This window comes from Streptomyces speibonae (assembly GCF_984686075.1).
In genome coordinates this window covers 4,092,201-4,108,434 of sequence record NZ_OZ480260.1, presented here as the reverse complement: position 1 = coordinate 4,108,434, position 16,234 = coordinate 4,092,201, and the positions used below count along the sequence as shown (strand labels likewise).

The 16,234-nt window shown below is 72.8% G+C and carries 14 protein-coding genes; 9 read left to right on the top strand and 5 right to left on the bottom strand.

The window, feature by feature from the left end; genetic code table 11:
• Window positions 1-7: 7 nt before the first annotated feature.
• Window positions 8-493: an Lrp/AsnC family transcriptional regulator gene (locus AC5L3C_RS18525; protein ID WP_493653926.1), complete on the bottom strand. Its 486-nt coding sequence runs from the start codon at window positions 491-493 to the stop codon at window positions 8-10.
• Between the two features lie 185 nt (window positions 494-678).
• Between AC5L3C_RS18525 and pdhA the strand changes: the two genes are divergently transcribed.
• The 6 genes from pdhA to AC5L3C_RS18495 all read left to right on the top strand — a co-directional run bounded on the left by pdhA (window position 679) and on the right by AC5L3C_RS18495 (window position 7,844).
• Complete coding sequence (gene pdhA / locus AC5L3C_RS18520; protein ID WP_125505300.1) at window positions 679-1,821, top strand: pyruvate dehydrogenase (acetyl-transferring) E1 component subunit alpha; 1,143 nt, start codon at window positions 679-681, stop codon at window positions 1,819-1,821.
• A complete protein-coding gene (locus AC5L3C_RS18515; protein WP_125505299.1) occupies window positions 1,818-2,822 on the top strand; it encodes an alpha-ketoacid dehydrogenase subunit beta in 1,005 nt (334 codons plus the stop codon). The genes pdhA and AC5L3C_RS18515 overlap by 4 nt, the downstream gene beginning before the upstream one ends.
• Entirely contained in the window at window positions 2,822-4,306 is a 1,485-nt protein-coding gene (locus AC5L3C_RS18510; protein WP_125505298.1) for a dihydrolipoamide acetyltransferase family protein, read from the top strand. Before AC5L3C_RS18515 ends, AC5L3C_RS18510 begins: the two co-directional genes overlap by 1 nt.
• A gap of 99 nt (window positions 4,307-4,405) precedes the next feature.
• Entirely contained in the window at window positions 4,406-5,383 is a 978-nt protein-coding gene (locus AC5L3C_RS18505) for an NTP transferase domain-containing protein (protein ID WP_125505297.1), read from the top strand.
• Window positions 5,380-6,750, top strand: coding sequence for a molybdopterin molybdotransferase MoeA (locus AC5L3C_RS18500; protein ID WP_493649963.1), 1,371 nt, complete (start codon window positions 5,380-5,382; stop codon window positions 6,748-6,750). Before AC5L3C_RS18505 ends, AC5L3C_RS18500 begins: the two co-directional genes overlap by 4 nt.
• Window positions 6,747-7,844, top strand: a complete 1,098-nt coding sequence (locus AC5L3C_RS18495) for a potassium channel family protein (RefSeq protein WP_493649962.1) — start codon at window positions 6,747-6,749, stop codon at window positions 7,842-7,844. The genes AC5L3C_RS18500 and AC5L3C_RS18495 overlap by 4 nt, the downstream gene beginning before the upstream one ends.
• Window positions 7,845-7,878: 34 nt before the next feature.
• Here AC5L3C_RS18495 and AC5L3C_RS18490 read toward each other — a convergent pair whose 3' ends face one another.
• Window positions 7,879-8,727, bottom strand: coding sequence for an ABC transporter permease (locus AC5L3C_RS18490; protein ID WP_493649961.1), 849 nt, complete (start codon window positions 8,725-8,727; stop codon window positions 7,879-7,881).
• Complete coding sequence (locus tag AC5L3C_RS18485; RefSeq protein WP_493649960.1) at window positions 8,724-9,752, bottom strand: ATP-binding cassette domain-containing protein; 1,029 nt, start codon at window positions 9,750-9,752, stop codon at window positions 8,724-8,726. Before AC5L3C_RS18485 ends, AC5L3C_RS18490 begins: the two co-directional genes overlap by 4 nt.
• A gap of 236 nt (window positions 9,753-9,988) precedes the next feature.
• Between AC5L3C_RS18485 and AC5L3C_RS18480 the strand changes: the two genes are divergently transcribed.
• Window positions 9,989-10,972 (top strand): NAD(P)H-quinone oxidoreductase, encoded by a 984-nt coding sequence (locus AC5L3C_RS18480; protein WP_493649959.1) that lies wholly within the window; start codon window positions 9,989-9,991, stop codon window positions 10,970-10,972.
• 33 nt (window positions 10,973-11,005) lie between these two features.
• Here AC5L3C_RS18480 and AC5L3C_RS18475 read toward each other — a convergent pair whose 3' ends face one another.
• Window positions 11,006-11,641 (bottom strand): hypothetical protein, encoded by a 636-nt coding sequence (locus tag AC5L3C_RS18475; RefSeq protein WP_493649958.1) that lies wholly within the window; start codon window positions 11,639-11,641, stop codon window positions 11,006-11,008.
• Window positions 11,642-11,831: 190 nt separating this feature from the next.
• Here AC5L3C_RS18475 and AC5L3C_RS18470 point away from each other — a divergent pair, with 190 nt between their 5' ends.
• Window positions 11,832-12,374, top strand: coding sequence for a bacterial proteasome activator family protein (locus AC5L3C_RS18470; RefSeq protein ID WP_125505290.1), 543 nt, complete (start codon window positions 11,832-11,834; stop codon window positions 12,372-12,374).
• Window positions 12,375-12,534: 160 nt separating this feature from the next.
• Here the strand turns inward: AC5L3C_RS18470 and AC5L3C_RS18465 are convergent, their stop codons facing one another.
• Window positions 12,535-14,202, bottom strand: coding sequence for a protein kinase domain-containing protein (locus AC5L3C_RS18465; RefSeq protein ID WP_493649957.1), 1,668 nt, complete (start codon window positions 14,200-14,202; stop codon window positions 12,535-12,537).
• Between the two features lie 358 nt (window positions 14,203-14,560).
• On the opposite strand from AC5L3C_RS18465, the gene AC5L3C_RS18460 reads away from it, so the two are divergent.
• The gene (locus AC5L3C_RS18460) at window positions 14,561-16,207 is read left to right on the top strand and encodes a protein kinase domain-containing protein (protein WP_493649956.1); all 1,647 of its coding nucleotides are present in this window, start codon (window positions 14,561-14,563) and stop codon (window positions 16,205-16,207) included.
• Window positions 16,208-16,234 lie beyond the last annotated feature (27 nt).

Below are 16,234 nucleotides of genomic sequence, written 5' to 3'. Positions count from 1 at the left end.
GCCGGTGTCAGCCCTGCGGCTCCAGGTCCTCCTCCTCGAACACCAGCAGGGTGCGCGTGCTGAGCACCTCGGGGATCGCCTGGAGCCGGGTCAGGACCAGTTCGCGCAGCGCCTGGTTGTCGGGCGTGTGCACCAGCAGCAGCACGTCGAAGTCCCCGCCCACCAGGGCGATGTGCGAGGCGCCCGGAAGCTGCCTGAGCTGCTCGCGGACCGTGCGCCAGGTGTTCTGGACGATTTTCAGGGTGATGTACGCCGACGTCCCGTGACCGGCGCGTTCGTGGTCGACGCGGGCCCCGAAGCCGCGGATGACGCCGTCCTCGACGAGCCGGTTGATCCGTGCGTACGCGTTCGCCCGGGAGACGTGCACCCGCTCGGCGACCGAGCGTATGGACGCGCGGCCGTCCGTCTGGAGTATCCGCAGGATGTCCTGATCGATGCCGTCCAGGGGCCGCGGGGGAGGCAGCGGCCCGGTCTCCTCCTGCGCCTCGGCCATTTGTTCAGATGCCACCCGCCCCCACCTCTCCGCCGTGGACGTACTGCATCCATCTCAAGTTGTGGAGAACCGTTTGTCCACAGGCTGGTGCCAGCCATAGCCAAATTGTGCCGGCGACCGAACAATCGGTTGGTGAGGCGCGTCACAGATGCCGCGCCTCCGACATCCCACGAGGAGGTGCCGTCATGACGGTCATGGAGCAGCGGGGGACCTACCGGCCTGCCCCGCCGCCCGCCTGGCAGCCCCGTACCGACCCCGCGCCCCTGCTGCCGGACGCGGAGCCGTACCGCGTCCTCGGCACCGAGGCGGCCGCCAAGGCCGATCCGGAGCTGCTGCGCCGGCTGTACGCGGAGCTGGTGAAGGGCCGCCGCTACAACGCGCAGGCCACCGCCCTCACCAAGCAGGGCCGTCTCGCGGTCTACCCCTCAAGCACCGGCCAGGAGGCCTGCGAGGTCGCCGCCGCCCTCGCCCTGGAAGAGCGCGACTGGCTCTTCCCCAGCTACCGCGACACCCTCGCGGTCGTCGCGCGCGGTGTGGACCCGGTCGAGGCCCTCACCCTGCTGCGCGGCGACTGGCACACCGGCTACGACCCCTACGAGCACCGCGTGGCGCCGCTGAGCACCCCGCTCGCCACCCAGCTGCCGCACGCCGTCGGCCTCGCCCACGCCGCCCGCCTCAAGGGCGACGACGTGGTCGCCCTGGCCATGGTCGGCGACGGCGGCACCAGCGAGGGCGACTTCCACGAGGCGCTGAACTTCGCCGCCGTGTGGCAGGCCCCGGTGGTCTTCCTCGTCCAGAACAACGGCTTCGCGATCTCCGTCCCGCTCGCCAAGCAGACCGCGGCCCCGTCGCTGGCCCACAAGGCCGTCGGCTACGGGATGCCCGGACGCCTGGTCGACGGCAACGACGCCGCGGCCGTGCACGAGGTGCTGTCCGACGCCGTACGGCACGCCCGCGCGGGCGGCGGACCCACCCTGATCGAGGCGGTCACCTACCGTGTGGAGGCCCACACCAACGCCGACGACGCCACCCGCTACCGCGGCGACGCCGAGGTCGAGACCTGGAAGCAGCACGACCCGATCGCGCTCCTGGAGCGGGAGCTGACCGGTCGCGGACTGCTCGACGAGGCGGGCGCCGAGACCGCCCGCCGGGACGCCGAGACCATGGCCGCCGACCTGCGCGCACACATGAACGAGGACCCGGCGCTCGACCCCATGGACCTCTTCGCCGACGTGTACGCCGAGCCCACCCCGCAGCTGCTGGAGCAGCGGGAGCAGCTGCGGGCGGAACTGGCGGCCGAGGCCGAGCAGGAAGGGGTGCAGGGATGACCACGGTCGCCGTCAAGCCGGCCACCATGGCGCAGGCCCTCACGCGCGCCCTGCGCGACGCCATGGCCGCCGACCCGTCGGTGCACGTGATGGGTGAGGACGTCGGCACCCTCGGCGGTGTCTTCCGGATCACCGACGGACTCGCCAAGGAGTTCGGCGAGGACCGGTGCACGGACACGCCGCTGGCCGAGGCGGGCATCCTCGGCACGGCCGTGGGCATGGCCATGTACGGGCTGCGCCCCGTGGTGGAGATGCAGTTCGACGCCTTCGCCTACCCGGCGTTCGAACAGCTCGTCTCGCACGTCGCGAAGATGCGCAACCGCACGCGCGGGAAGATGCCGCTGCCCCTCACCATCCGCGTCCCCTACGGCGGCGGCATCGGCGGGGTCGAGCACCACAGCGACTCCTCCGAGGCGTACTACATGGCGACTCCCGGGCTCCATGTCGTCACGCCCGCGACCGTCGCGGACGCCTACGGGCTGCTGCGCGCCGCCATCGCCTCCGACGACCCGGTCGTGTTCCTGGAGCCCAAGCGGCTCTACTGGTCGAAGGACGCCTGGAACCCGGAGGAGCCGGCAACCGTTGAACCGATAGGCCGTGCGGTGGTGCGGCGCTCCGGCCGGAGTGCCACGCTCATCACCTACGGGCCGTCCGTACCCGTCTGCATGCAGGCGGCCGAGGCGGCCCGGGCCGAGGGCTGGGACCTCGAGGTCGTCGATCTGCGCTCCCTGGTGCCGTTCGACGACGGGACGGTGTGCGCCTCGGTACGGCGGACGGGACGCGCGGTCGTCGTCCACGAGTCGGGCGGCTTCGGCGGCCCGGGCGGGGAGATCGCGGCCCGCGTCACGGAGCGCTGCTTCCATCATCTGGAGGCGCCGGTGCTGCGCGTGGCCGGGTTCGACCTGCCGTATCCGCCGCCGATGCTGGAGCGCCACCACCTGCCCGGTGTGGACCGGATCCTGGACGCCGTGGGGCGCCTGCAGTGGGAGGCCGAGAGCTGATGGCACAGGTGCTGGAGTTCAAGCTCCCCGACCTCGGTGAGGGACTCACCGAGGCGGAGATCGTGCGCTGGCTGGTCGAGGTCGGCGATGTCGTCGCCGTGGACCAGCCGGTCGTCGAGGTCGAGACGGCCAAGGCGATGGTGGAGGTGCCCTGTCCCTACGGCGGTGTGGTCACCGCCCGGTTCGGTGCCGAGGGCACGGAGCTGCCCGTCGGCGCTCCGCTGCTGACGGTCGCGGTGGGCGAGGCGGCCGAGGGCCGCCCGGCCGGCGATGCGCACGGCACCGACACCGCCGGCACGGCCGATACCCCCGACGCCGCGTCCACAGCGGACGCGGAGCAGACACGCGGCAGTGCACCGGCCACGGAGGGCTCCGGCAACGTCCTGGTCGGCTACGGCACCTCCGAGGCACCGGGCCGTCGCCGCCGCATACGACCGGCGGGGCCCGCGGCCACCCCGCCCACCCCGTCCGCCACTCCCACGGCGAACGGGCGGGTCAGGCCCACCGGGGCGACGACCCCCACGGAACCGGCCGGTCCACGGGACCGCGCCCCCTCCGCACCCGCGGACGGCCCCGTCCCCGTGATCTCCCCGCTGGTGCGCCGGCTGGCCCGGCAGCACGGTCTGGATCTGCGGGAGATGACCGGTTCCGGGCCCGACGGGCTGATCCTGCGGGCCGACGTGGAGTACGCGCTGCGCGCCGCCGCCACGCAGGGCCGCACCGGCCGCGAGGCCGGCGAGCCGCGGACCACCTCCGCGACTCCGGCAGCGGTGGCCGCGCCGGCGGAGGCCCCGGCCGCCACCCGCGTCCCCCTCAAGGGCGTTCGCGGTGCCGTCGCCGACAAGCTCTCCCGCAGCCGCGCCGAGATACCGGACGCGACCTGCTGGGTGGACGCCGACGCGACGGAGCTGATGCGGGCCCGCGCGGCGATGAACGCGTCCGGCGGGCCGAAGATCTCCGTGCTCGCCCTGCTGGCCCGGATCTGCACCGCCGCGCTCGACCGCTTCCCCGAGCTCAACGCCTCGGTGGACACCGAGGCCAGGGAGATCGTCCGGCACGGCGCCGTGCACCTCGGTTTCGCCGCGCAGACCGACCGGGGGCTCGTCGTCCCCGTCGTCCGGGACGCGCACACGCGGGACGCGGAGGCGCTCACGGCGGAGTTCGCCCGGCTGACCGAGGCCGCTCGGGCCGGGACGCTGACACCCGCGGACCTCACCGGCGGCACCTTCACGCTGAACAACTACGGCGTGTTCGGCGTCGACGGTTCCACGCCGATCATCAACCATCCCGAGGCCGCCATGCTCGGCGTCGGCCGCATCGTCCCCAAGCCATGGGTGCACGAGGGCGAGCTGGCGGTGCGCCAGGTCGTGCAGCTGTCGCTCACCTTCGACCACCGCGTCTGCGACGGCGGTACGGCGGGAGGCTTCCTGCGCTACGTGGCGGACTGCGTGGAGCAGCCGGCGGTGCTGCTGCGGACTCTCTGAGTCCACCGCACAGCCCTTCGCGGGCCTTTCCCCGACTCCCGGGCCGTGTCCGCCCGCCCCGCGTTCCCTGTGATCGCGGGGGGCACGCATACTCGGGGGGTGACCGAGTTCCAGCCACCCGGTGATGCCTTCGACGGCCCTCCTGGTGGCTCCGATACCGCGTACGACGCCGTCGTGCTCGCCGGTGGTGCCGCCCGGCGGCTCGGCGGCGCGGACAAGCCCGGTGTGCGCGTCGGCGGCCGGGCGCTGCTGGACCGGGTGCTCGCGGCCTGCGCCGGCGCCGCGACCACGGTGGTCGTCGCCGGCCCCCGCCCCACCGCCCGGCCCGTGGTCTGGGCCCGGGAGGAGCCCCCGGGCGGCGGCCCCCTCGCCGCGCTCGACGCCGGGCTCCGGCACACCACCGCCGGCCAGGTCGTGCTGCTCTCCGCCGACCTGCCGTTCCTCGGCCGGTCCACCGTCGAGGCGCTGCTGGCGTCCCTGCGCCGCGGTACGGCCGACGGTGTGCTGCTGACCGACTCCGACGGCCGGGACCAGCCGCTCGTGGCCGCCTACCGGACCCCGGCCCTGCGCCGCGGACTGGCCGAGCTCACCGGCCGGCACGGCGAGCTGACCGGGCTGCCCCTGCGCCGGCTGACCGGCGCGCTCGGCCTCACCCGTCTCTCCGACCCGGTGGCGTCCTTCGACTGCGACACCTGGGACGACATCGCCACTGCCAGGGCACGCATCAGGGAGCATGGACACGTGTTGGACGAATGGATCTCCGCAGTCAAGGACGAGCTGGGCATCGACCTGGACGTCGACACCGGCGTACTGCTCGACCTGGCCCGTGACGCCGCCCACGGCGTGGCCAGGCCCGCCGCTCCGCTGACCACCTTCCTCGTCGGGTACGCGGCCGCCCGGGCGGGCGGCGACCGGGACGCCGTGGCCGAGGCCGCCCGCAGGGCAGCGGCCCTGGCCGCACGCTGGGCCGACGAAGCCACCCCGGACAAGGCCGCCTCGGACGAAGCCACCCCGGACAAGGCCACCCCGGACGCATCCTCCGCCGCCACCGCGGACACCCGTGCGGAAGCAGAATGACCGCGCGTGCCACCCGGGCCGATGAGGACGCCGATGACCTCGACGTCGAGGAGGCGCTCGCCCTCGTGAAGGAACCATCCGACCGCCCCGGCGACGGCCGGGCCCCGGGCCCCACCGGCCGTCCGTCGCGCCACCACGCCACCGACTGGGGCGAGGCACGGGACATCGCCGCACGCGCCCCGCGCCACGGTGCCGCCGGACGCACCGGCCATCTGCCCCCGGAGCCCGTCCCCCTCGACTCCGCCCTCGGTCTCACCCTGGCCGCCCCGCTCACCGCCCTCACCGACCTGCCCTCCTTCGACACCTCCGCGATGGACGGCTGGGCGGTCTCCGGCCCCGGCCCCTGGGACGTACGGGAGAAGGGCGTCCTGGCCGGGCACGCCGAGCACGTACCGCTCACCGACGGCGAGGCCGTCCGTATCGCCACCGGCGCCCGCATCCCCCCGGACACCACCGCCGTGCTCCGCAGCGAACGCGGACGCACCGACGACAAGGGGCGGCTGCACGCCACGGCCGCCGACCGGTCACCGCACACCGTCAGCCACGGCCAGGACATCCGGCCCCGCGGCCAGGAATGCCGCAGCGGCGACCAGCTGCTCCCCGTGGGCACGGTGGTGACCCCGCCCGTCCTGGGCATGGCCGCCGCCGCCGGATACGACTCCCTCGTCGCCGTTCCGCGCCCGCGCGCCGCCGTGTTCGTCCTCGGGGACGAACTGCTCGGCGCGGGACTGCCGCACGACGGGCTGATCCGGGACGCGCTGGGCCCGCTGCTGCCGCCCTGGCTCCGCGCGCTCGGCGCCGAGCTCACCGACGTCCGCCGGGTCGGGGACGACGCGGAGGCGCTGCACGAGGCGATCACCGGCTGCGACGCCGATGTCGTCGTCACCACCGGCGGGACGGCCGCCGGCCCGGTCGACCACGTCCACCCCACGCTCCGCCGCATCGGCGCCGACCTGCTCGTGGACGGCGTCACGGTGCGTCCGGGCCACCCCATGCTCCTGGCCCGCACCAAGGAGAACCAGCACCTCGTCGGCCTGCCCGGCAATCCTCTGGCCGCCGTCTCCGGTCTGCTCACCCTCGCCGAGCCGCTGCTGCGGACCCTCGCGGCCCGCCCCGCCCCGGAGCCGTACGCGCTGCCGCTGCGGGACGCGGTGCAGGGGCACCCCCACGACACCCGGCTGATCCCCGTCGCCCTGCGCGGCGACCGGGCGCTGCCGCTGCTCTACAACGGTCCGGCCATGTTGCGGGGCATCGCGGCGGCCGACGCGCTCGCCGTCGTACCCCCCGGCGGTTCCGGGCCCGGGGAGGAGGCGGAACTGATCGACCTGCCGTGGGCGTCCGGGGGAATCGGGGTGTGTTTCACGTGAAACTTCCGGGCCAGGACGCCATCGCTCGCCAGGCGGACGAACATCTGGTGACCCATCGGGTGAGACTCCCGAGGAAAATGGTGGAGCATCCGATCCGCCAGGTCACCAAGCGGCTGTCGATGGCCCTGGTGGTGCTGGTCGTGACGGCGCTCGTCGTGTACGCCGACCGTGACGGCTACACCGACAACTCCGACGGGTCCCTCGATCTCCTCGACGCCTTCTACTATGCGACCGTCACCCTTTCCACCACCGGGTACGGAGACATCACACCGGTCACCGACGGCGCCCGGCTCACCAACATCTTCGTCATCACGCCGCTGCGCGTCACGTTCCTGATCATCCTGGTCGGCACCACCCTCGAGGCCCTCACCGAACGCACCCGGGAGGAGTGGCGACTGAACCGCTGGAGGTCCATGTTGCGCGATCACACCGTTGTCGTCGGGTTCGGCACCAAGGGCAGGTCGGCGATCAAGACGGTCTGCGCGACGGGGCTGCGCAAGGAGCAGGTCGTGGTGGTCGACCCCAGCGCCAAGGCCATCGAGGCCGCCACGGCGGACGGCTTCGCGGGCGTCATAGGCGATGCCACGCGGAGCGAGGTACTGAAACGGGCGGAACTGCAGCGTGCGCGGCAGATCATCATCGCGACGCAGCGCGACGACACGGCCGTCCTGGTCGCGCTGACGGCCCGGCAGCTCAACCGGGGCGCGAAGATCGTCGCCGCCGTGCGCGAGGAGGAGAACGCGCCGCTGCTGAAGCAGTCCGGTGCCGACGCGGTCATCACCAGCGCCAGCGCCGCCGGGCGGCTGCTCGGGCTCTCGGTGCTCAGCCCCTCGGCCGGCATGGTCATGGAGGACCTCATCCAGCAGGGGACCGGGCTCGACATCGTGGAGCGCCCGGTCATAAAGGCCGAGGTGGGCAAGACCCCGCGCGAGACGCCCGACCTGGTGGTGAGCGTCGTACGCGGGCACCGGGTGCTCGGCTACGACGACCCGGACGTCGGGACGCTGGAGCTGACGGACCGCCTGATCACGATCGTGCGGGCGACGCCGGGGACCCAGGTCGCCCCCGACATCCGCCCGCTGCCCCGGGGCTGAGCCGCGTCCCTCCGTCCACCGCCGCCCCGGCCCGCTACTTCCGGTTGTACAGCCGCATCGTGATCGGCCCGAAGACCACCACGAACAGCGCGGACCAGCCCAGCGACCAGGCGATCTCGTCGGCCGGCCAGTCGCCCGCCATCAGCCCGCGCACCGCCGACGCGAGATGGGTGACGGGACTGTTGTTGACGAACGCCTGCAGCCAGCCCGGCATGGTGCTCGGGTCGACGAAGACGTTGGACAGGAAGGTGAGCGGGAAGATCACCATCATGCTGACGCCCATCACCGACTTCTCGGTGCGCAGCAGCAGCCCGAACATCGTCCAGATCCATGAGAAGGCGAACGAGAACAGCACCAGCAGCGCGATCCCGGCGAGCACGCCGGCCACGCCGCCCTGGGCGCGGTAGCCCAGGATCAGGCCGACGGCCAGCATTACGAGCGACGCGAGGGTGTAGCGCAGGGCGTCGCCGAGCAGATAGCCGACCATGGTCGACGGCCGCCAGATCGGCAGGCTGCGGAACCGGTCGAAGACACCCTTCTCGATGTCCGTGTTGACCGAGACACCGGTGTACATCGTGATCATCACGACCGACATCACCAGGATGCCCGGCAGCAGGAACTGGATGTACTCCTTCGGCGATCCGGCCAGCGCCCCGCCGAACAGGTACGTGTACATCAGCACCATCATGATCGGGAACGCCGTGACGTCGAAGAGCTGCTCCGGCACGTGCTTGATCTTGAGGACGGCGCGCCAGCCGAAGGTCAGCGAGGCCGACCAGGCGCTCGGCCGCGGCGGGCGCTCCTTGGCGACGAGCAGATCGGCCAGGGAGTCGGTGCGTACGGGGGCGAGCTCGCCGCTTTCGACGGTGGTCGTGGTGCTCATGCCGCCACCTCGTCCTTCGGGTCGTGGGCGTCGTCGGATCCGGGCAGGGGCTGCTGGGTGTCGCGGCCGGTGAGGGCCAGGAACACCTCGTCCAGGCTGGGCTGGCCGAGTGAGAAGTTGTCGACGGTGATGCCGGCGCGGGCCAGTTCGTTCAGCGCGCGGGCGGCCTGCTCGGCGGCGGTGTCGTTGCTCGCCGCCGTGGCGAGCCGGGCGGTGAGCGCCACGGAGTCGGGCTCGAGCTGCACCTGGGCGTCGAGCGTCCGGCGCAGCAGGTCCGCGGCGAGCGGCCGCTGCTCGGCGTCCCGCAGCCGCAGATGGACGGAACCGGCGCCGACGGACGCCTTCAGCTCGCCCTTGGTGCCCTCGGCGATCACCCTGCCCTGGTCGATGACGGCGATCCGGGAGGCCAGCTGGTCGGCCTCGTCGAGGTACTGCGTGGTCAGCAGCACCGTGGTGCCCTGGGCGACGACCGCGCGCACGATGTCCCACACCTGGTTGCGGCTGCGCGGGTCCAGGCCGGTGGTCGGCTCGTCGAGGAACAGCAGGTCGGGGGTGTTGAGGATGGACGCGGCGATGTCGATGCGGCGCCGCATGCCGCCCGAGTAGTGCTTGACCTGCTTCCCGGCCGCCTCGGTGAGGCCGAACGCCTCCAGCAGCTGTGCGGCCCGGGTGCGGGCGGCGACCTTGCGGTGACCGAGGAGCCGGGCCAGGAGCACCAGGTTCTCGGTGCCGGTGAGGTCCTCGTCCACGGACGCGTACTGGCCGGTGAGGCTCACCCGGCCGCGCACCTCGTCGGCCTCGCGGACGATGTCGTGACCGAAGACCCGGGCCTCGCCGCCGTCGGGCCGCAGCAGGGTGGCGAGCATCTTCACGGTGGTGGTCTTCCCCGCGCCGTTCGGCCCGAGGACGCCGTACACCGTGCCGGCCGGCACGGTGAGGTCGACCCCGTCGACGGCCCGTGTCTCACCGAAGGTTTTGACCAGGCCCGTGGTCTCGATCGCCGGGCCGGACGATTGGGTGCTCATGCTGAGGTCCTTCCGCGTGCTCGGGCTACGCAGGGGGAGACCTACACGGTCGCGCAAACTCATCGGTCGCGCACGCACATTTCCGCCGACCGCACATCCGAGCCCCTCACGCCCAGGAGTTTCCTCCGCCGCGCAGGAGTCCCGCCGCCCCGATGGCCGACACCGCACCCCAGGAACCCGGACTCCCGCCGCCCCAGGCGTCCTGGCCTCCGTCGTCCCAGGAGTACCGTCCCCTCATGCATGCGATCACGATTCCCGAACCCGGTGGGCCCGAGGCTCTGGTGTGGGACGAGGTGCCCGATCCCGTGGCAGGCGAGGGCGAGGTCCTGGTCGAGGTGGTGGCCGGAGCGGTCAACCGGGCCGACATCCTCCAGCGGCAGGGCTTCTACAACCCCCCGCCGGGCGCGTCCCCCTACCCCGGCCTGGAGTGCTCCGGACGGATCGCCGCGCTCGGCCCCGGGGTGAGCGGATGGGCCGCCGGCGACGAGGTCTGCGCGCTGCTCGCGGGCGGCGGCTACGCCGAGAAGGTCGCCGTCCCCGCCGGGCAGCTGCTGCCCGTCCCGCAGGGGCTCACCGTCGACCAGGCGGCGGCGCTCCCGGAGGTCGTCTGCACGGTCTGGTCCAACGTTTTCATGGTCGCCCACCTGCGCCCCGGCGAGACTTTCCTCGTGCACGGCGGCTCCAGCGGCATCGGCACCATGGCGATCCAGCTCGCCAAGGCCGTCGGCGCGAAGGTGGCCGTCACCGCGGGCACCGCCGAGAAGCTGGAGCGCTGTGCCGAGCTCGGCGCCGACATCCTGATCAACTACCGCGAGCAGGACTTCGTCGCCGAGGTGAAGCGGGCCACCGACGGGGCGGGCGCGGACGTCATCCTGGACAACATGGGCGCCAAGTACCTGGACCGCAACGTCCAGGCCCTCGCCGTGAACGGCCGGCTGGCGATCATCGGCATGCAGGGCGGGGTCAAGGGCGAGCTGAACATCGGCGCCCTCCTCGCCAAGCGCGGCGCCATCAGCGCGACCTCGCTGCGGGCCCGGCCACTGGGGGAGAAAGCGGCGATCGTGGCGGCCGTACGGGAACACGTCTGGCCGCTCGTCGCCGCCGGCCACGTGCGTCCCGTGATCGACCGAGAGATCCCGATGCCGGACGCGGCCACCGCCCACCGCGTGGTGGAGGACAGCGGGCACATCGGCAAGGTCCTGCTGGTCACACCGAGCTGAACCGGCCGAGCGGCCCGGGGGCTCCGGCGGTCCTCAGCCGGACGCCTGGCGCATGCGCAGGGCGATGAACGCGAGGCCGAAGCCGAGGCCGATGAGCACCAGGCCGCTGCCGAGCGGAAGGATGCGCAGGACGGGCCCGGTGCCGGCGACCGTGCCGGGTGCCGCCGTCCGCGAGGTCGCCGAGGGCACCGGGACCGCCTCCTGGGACGTCGGCATGCCGCCCCCGGGTGTCCGGGACACGGCCTGCTCGCCGTCCGGATACGGCGTCTGTGACCGGTCGTCCCGGAGGACGTCGGGACCCGGGCCCTCGTCGTGCGCCTCGGCCTCGCCCCGCTGCTGCGGCCCGCGCGGTCCGGCGTCGCGCGACTCCTCGGTCCGCTCGGGCCGGCCGGGCCGTTCCCGGTCGTCGCCCGGCCGGGACGCGTCCCGCGAGGACCGCCCGGAGGGCGACGAGGAGGGCCGCGCCGAGGACGGGGAGGGGGACGCGGCCGGTGCCGAGGGAGAACGGGAGGCGGGCGCGGCCCCGTACGCGGCCGCGGCCCCGTGTCCCGGCGCCCCGTACGCGGCCGCCGCCGTACCGGAGACCCCCGTCCCGGTGCCGTACGGCAGGACCGCCGCCCCCGCTCCCAGCACTACCGTCGCCCCCACTACACGCAGCCATGGAGTCACGACCGTGACCTCCCGCGCCGGCCGGTGCTCGGTCGCACCGTCGGCAAGATGGGCCGGATGGACGCCCAACAGCCTCGCATTCCCGAATCGTCCCGGCATTCCGGATACCGCCGTCGGGTGGATCCCGCGCCGGCCGTCACTTCCGGGGGCGCCGCCGAGGCGTACCACGGGTGTGCGAGACAATGAGGGCATGGAGATGCCGAGGAAGGAACGGTCGCCGGAGAACCCGCAGATCCTGGTTGTCGGTCAGGACGGCATGGCGCTCAGCGGCGGCGACGGAGACGACGACTCCCGCGAGACCCCGGTGACGGAGCAGGTCGAACAGCCGGCGAAGGTCATGCGGATCGGCAGCATGATCAAGCAGCTGCTGGAGGAGGTACGAGCGGCTCCTCTGGACGAGGCCAGCCGGGCCCGGCTCAAGGAGATCCACGCCAGCTCGGTGAAGGAGCTGGAGGACGGTCTGGCCCCGGAGCTGGTCGAGGAACTGGAGCGGCTCTCCTTGCCCTTCACGGACGAGGCCACGCCGAGCGACGCCGAACTGCGCATCGCCCAGGCCCAGCTGGTGGGCTGGCTGGAGGGCCTGTTCCACGGCATCCAGACCACGCTCTTCGCCCAGCAGATGGCGGCGCGCGCCCAGCTCGAGCAGATGCGCCGCGCGCTGCCCCCGGGCGTCGGCGAGGGCAACCCGGAGGACCCCCACCTGGGCGGCCGCTCCGGCGGTCCGTACCTGTAACCGTCCCCGACCCCGACCGACCAGCACGAACCGACCAGCACGAACCGACCAGCACGAACCGAACGGCACGAACCGACCAGCACGAAGGGGCCCGGCAGCCGATGCCGGGCCCCTTCGCCGTGTCACGGGCCGCGGCTCGCCGTACCGCGGGCCGCGGAGGTCAGGAGGGCGGGTTGCCCGTGGAGACCTTGAGGGTGATCTCCGGCATGTTCTCCGGGTCGACGTCCGTATCGGCCGGCGGGAACTGCTCCCGGACGGAGCCCTCGCCGTAGGTGTTCTCGTCCACGTAGACGATCTTGAAGTCGCCCCAGCCGGCGGCCTGGAGGCACTCCTTCACCGACCCGATGTACTTGAACTTGAAGTTGGGCAGCCGGATCTTGTCGGGGTCGTTGTACGACTCCCGCGGCTCCTCGCAGTCTTCCTTGTCGATCGTCTTGGAGGTGTCCGGCCCGCGGTGGCCCGGCGCCTTGCTCGGTGACGCCGCGACGCTGTTGCCCCCGCCGGCCTCCGGGTCCTCGTCTTCTCCTCCGCCGTTCATCAGCAGCGCCGCGACCAGGCCGCCGACGGCCAGGACCGAGACGGCGATGGAACCGATGATCACCGGCTTGTTCCGCCCGCCGCCCCCCGAGCCGCCCGCACCGGACGTCTGCGGAGTGATGTTGTACGGCGGCGGGGTCGACGCGCCCTGCGGCGAGTACGCCGACGGGGCGGGCGTCTGGGCGGGCGTCTGGTAGCCCCCCTGCTGCGGATATCCGTACGACGCGGACGGCGACGGGGCCGGTGTGCCCGGCGTGCTGTACGGGTTCGGCGGCGGAGTCGGCTGGTACGGCGTCTGGACGCTGCCCGACGGCGCCGGGGTCGCCTGGTCGACCGGCGGGAACACGGCCGAGCCCACGCCCGAGCCGCTCTGACCCGGCGCGCCCGGCACGATGCTCGGCGGGGCCGGCTGGAAGGACTGCGCCACCCGCAGGCACTCGCCGCGCATGGCCTCCGCACTGGGGAAACGCTCGTTGGGGTTCTTCTTCAGCGCGCGGCTGATCAGCGCGTCCACGGCCGGCGGCAGCGAGCGGTTGATCGAGGAGGCGGTCGGGGGCTCCTCCTGGACGTGCGCGTAGGCGATGGCCAGCGGCGAGTCCGCCTCGAACGGCAGCCGCCCGGTGACCAGCTGGAACAGCATGATGCCGACCGAGTACAGGTCGGAGCGCGCGTCGACGCCCCGGCCGAGCGCCTGCTCCGGCGAGAGGTACTGCGGGGTGCCGACGACCATGCCGGTCTGCGTCATCGACGTCACACCGGACTGCATGGCGCGGGCGATGCCGAAGTCCATCACCTTGACCACGCCGCGCTTGGTCATCATGACGTTGCCCGGCTTGATGTCCCGGTGGACAAGGCCCATCTCGTGGCTGATCTCGAGCGCCGCCAGCACGTCCGCGGTGACCTTGAGCGCCTTGTCGGCGGGCATCGCGCCCTGCTGCCGGATGTCCTCCTCGAGCACGGAGCCCAGCGGGCGGCCCTCGACGTACTCCATGACGATGTACGGCGTCGTCATGGAGTCGAGCTCGTCCTCGCCGGTGTCGAAGACCGAGACGATGTTGGTGTGCGTGAGTTTCGCCACGGACTGGGCCTCGCGGCGGAAGCGCTCACGGAAGGCCTGTTCCCGGCCGAGTTCCGTGTGCAACGTCTTGATGGCGACCTGACGGTCGAGCACGCTGTCGTAGGCGAGGTGCACCGACGCCATTCCGCCCTGGCCGAGCAGGTCCCGCAGTTGGTACCGTCCGCCGGCGAGCGCCCGCCCCGCGTACTGGCCCTGTGCGCCGTCCTGGCTCATGTTCCGCGTCCCCCGTAGCCTCTCCGGCGCCGCCGTCGGTGGCTGCTTCGTCGGCTGTTTCGTCGTAGATCCAATGTGCTATTCCCGGCCAAGTCTGCCCCAGGGCACTGACACGTCAAGCGCGGTGCCCGTTCCGTGACCGTACGCGAATGAAGCGTCGCGGAAGCGTTACAGCGGTCGTACGGCCGGTACACGGAATTTGCACGACAGTACGTACAGCGGGTTTCATGACCGGTCCGTCTCGTGCCGGTCCCGGCAGCCCGTCTCGGACCAGAGCCTTGTGCAAAGGCTGTAGCGTGGCCGACGGAGACCGTAACAACACCGCGCGCACCGCGGGCAGAAACGACGGCGAGGACTGATGGCACAGCAGCAGCGCGCTCAGGGCCCGTCCGAAGACCCCGAGGCGACTGGCGGCGGCATGTCGGACGCGCCGGACAACTGGGGCAACGGCGGGCTCGTCGGCGACGGCCGGTACCGGCTGACCCGCAGACTCGGCCGTGGCGGCATGGCCGAGGTGTTCGCCGCCGAGGACGTGCGCCTCGGCCGCACGGTCGCCGTGAAGCTGCTGCGCAACGACCTCGCCGAGGACCCGGTGGCCAAGGCCCGCTTCACGCGCGAGGCGCAGTCGGTGGCCGGTCTCAACCACCACGCGATCGTCGCCGTGTACGACTCCGGCGAGGACGTCATCGGCGGCCAGCCGGTGCCGTACATCGTGATGGAGATCGTCGAGGGGCGCACCATCCGCGACCTCCTGATGAACGCCGAGGCGCCAGGACCCGAGCAGGCGCTGATCATCGTCTCCGGTGTCCTGGAGGCGCTCGCCTATTCGCACCAGCACGGCATCGTGCACCGCGACATCAAGCCGGCCAACGTCATCATCACCAACAACGGCGCGGTCAAGGTGATGGACTTCGGCATCGCCCGCGCCCTGCACGGCGCGTCCACGACGATGACGCAGACCGGCATGGTCATGGGCACCCCGCAGTACCTCTCCCCCGAGCAGGCGCTCGGCAAGGCCGTCGACCACCGCTCCGACCTGTACGCCACCGGCTGCCTGATGTACGAACTGCTGGCGCTGCGTCCCCCGTTCACCGGTGAGACGCCGCTGTCGGTGGTCTACCAGCACGTCCAGGACATCCCCACGCCTCCTTCGGAGGCCTCGGACGCCTGCCCGCCGGAGCTGGACGGCCTGGTCATGCGCTCCCTCGCCAAGGAGCCCGACGACCGGTTCCAGACGGCCGAGGAGATGCGCGGGCTGGTCCAGTACGCGCTGCAGATGCTCTACGACCAGGGCGGCCACACCGGCACCTGGAACACGGGCCCGGTGAACATGCACGAGGGCCCGCCGACCCCGGCGGCCGGCTTCGCGGGGACGGCCGTGATGCCGCACCAGGACGCCGCCGGCACGACGGCGATCCCGCAGCCGATCCTGCCCAGCGGCTACGGCGGCGGGGACGACGGCGGCTTCGAGGGCAACGGCAACCGGGGCAACGGGCGCGGCAAGCTGTGGATCCTCGCGGTGCTCGCGGTGATCGCCGTCGCGGCCGGTGTCGCGCTGGCGCTCAACAACGGCGCCGAGGGCGGAGGCGGCACCGAGACCGATAAGTCGCCGTCCGTCACGCAGTCCACGGAGGACGACAAGGCCAGCCGGTCCCCGAGCGACGAGGAGACCGAGGAGGCACCCGACCCGAACACCGATCCGGGCAACGGCTCGGGCGGCAACGGCGAGTGGACGCCGACCTACGACCCGCCGGAGGCGCCGACGCAGTCGGAGACCCAGCCGGAGACGCCGACCACCCCGCCGTCGACCAACTCGCCGAGCCAGCCGGGCGGCACCGACGCCGGCACCACGGAGGGCGGCGGCAACGAGGACGGCGGCACCACGGAGGGCGGCGGCAACGAGGACGGCGGCACCACGGAGGGCGGCAACCAGGACGGCGGCACCACGGAAGGCGGCGGTGGCGAGAACGCCGGTACGGCCGGCCTTCCCGGTGGTGTGAACTGACCCGCTCCGCACCAGCTGACCGCCTCC

Excerpts from the sequence above, each read along its gene's own strand:
- AC5L3C_RS18525 (WP_493653926.1), bottom strand. The coding sequence starts at position 493 with ATGGCCGAGGCGCAGGAGGAGACCGGGCCGCTGCCTCCCCCGCGGCCC.
- pdhA (WP_125505300.1), top strand. The coding sequence starts at position 679 with ATGACGGTCATGGAGCAGCGGGGGACCTACCGGCCTGCCCCGCCGCCC.
- AC5L3C_RS18515 (WP_125505299.1), top strand. The coding sequence starts at position 1,818 with ATGACCACGGTCGCCGTCAAGCCGGCCACCATGGCGCAGGCCCTCACG.
- AC5L3C_RS18510 (WP_125505298.1), top strand. The coding sequence starts at position 2,822 with ATGGCACAGGTGCTGGAGTTCAAGCTCCCCGACCTCGGTGAGGGACTC.
- AC5L3C_RS18500 (WP_493649963.1), top strand. The coding sequence starts at position 5,380 with ATGACCGCGCGTGCCACCCGGGCCGATGAGGACGCCGATGACCTCGAC.
- AC5L3C_RS18490 (WP_493649961.1), bottom strand. The coding sequence starts at position 8,727 with ATGAGCACCACGACCACCGTCGAAAGCGGCGAGCTCGCCCCCGTACGC.
- AC5L3C_RS18485 (WP_493649960.1), bottom strand. The coding sequence starts at position 9,752 with ATGAGCACCCAATCGTCCGGCCCGGCGATCGAGACCACGGGCCTGGTC.
- AC5L3C_RS18480 (WP_493649959.1), top strand. The coding sequence starts at position 9,989 with ATGCATGCGATCACGATTCCCGAACCCGGTGGGCCCGAGGCTCTGGTG.
- AC5L3C_RS18470 (WP_125505290.1), top strand. The coding sequence starts at position 11,832 with ATGGAGATGCCGAGGAAGGAACGGTCGCCGGAGAACCCGCAGATCCTG.
- AC5L3C_RS18465 (WP_493649957.1), bottom strand. The coding sequence starts at position 14,202 with ATGAGCCAGGACGGCGCACAGGGCCAGTACGCGGGGCGGGCGCTCGCC.
- AC5L3C_RS18460 (WP_493649956.1), top strand. The coding sequence starts at position 14,561 with ATGGCACAGCAGCAGCGCGCTCAGGGCCCGTCCGAAGACCCCGAGGCG.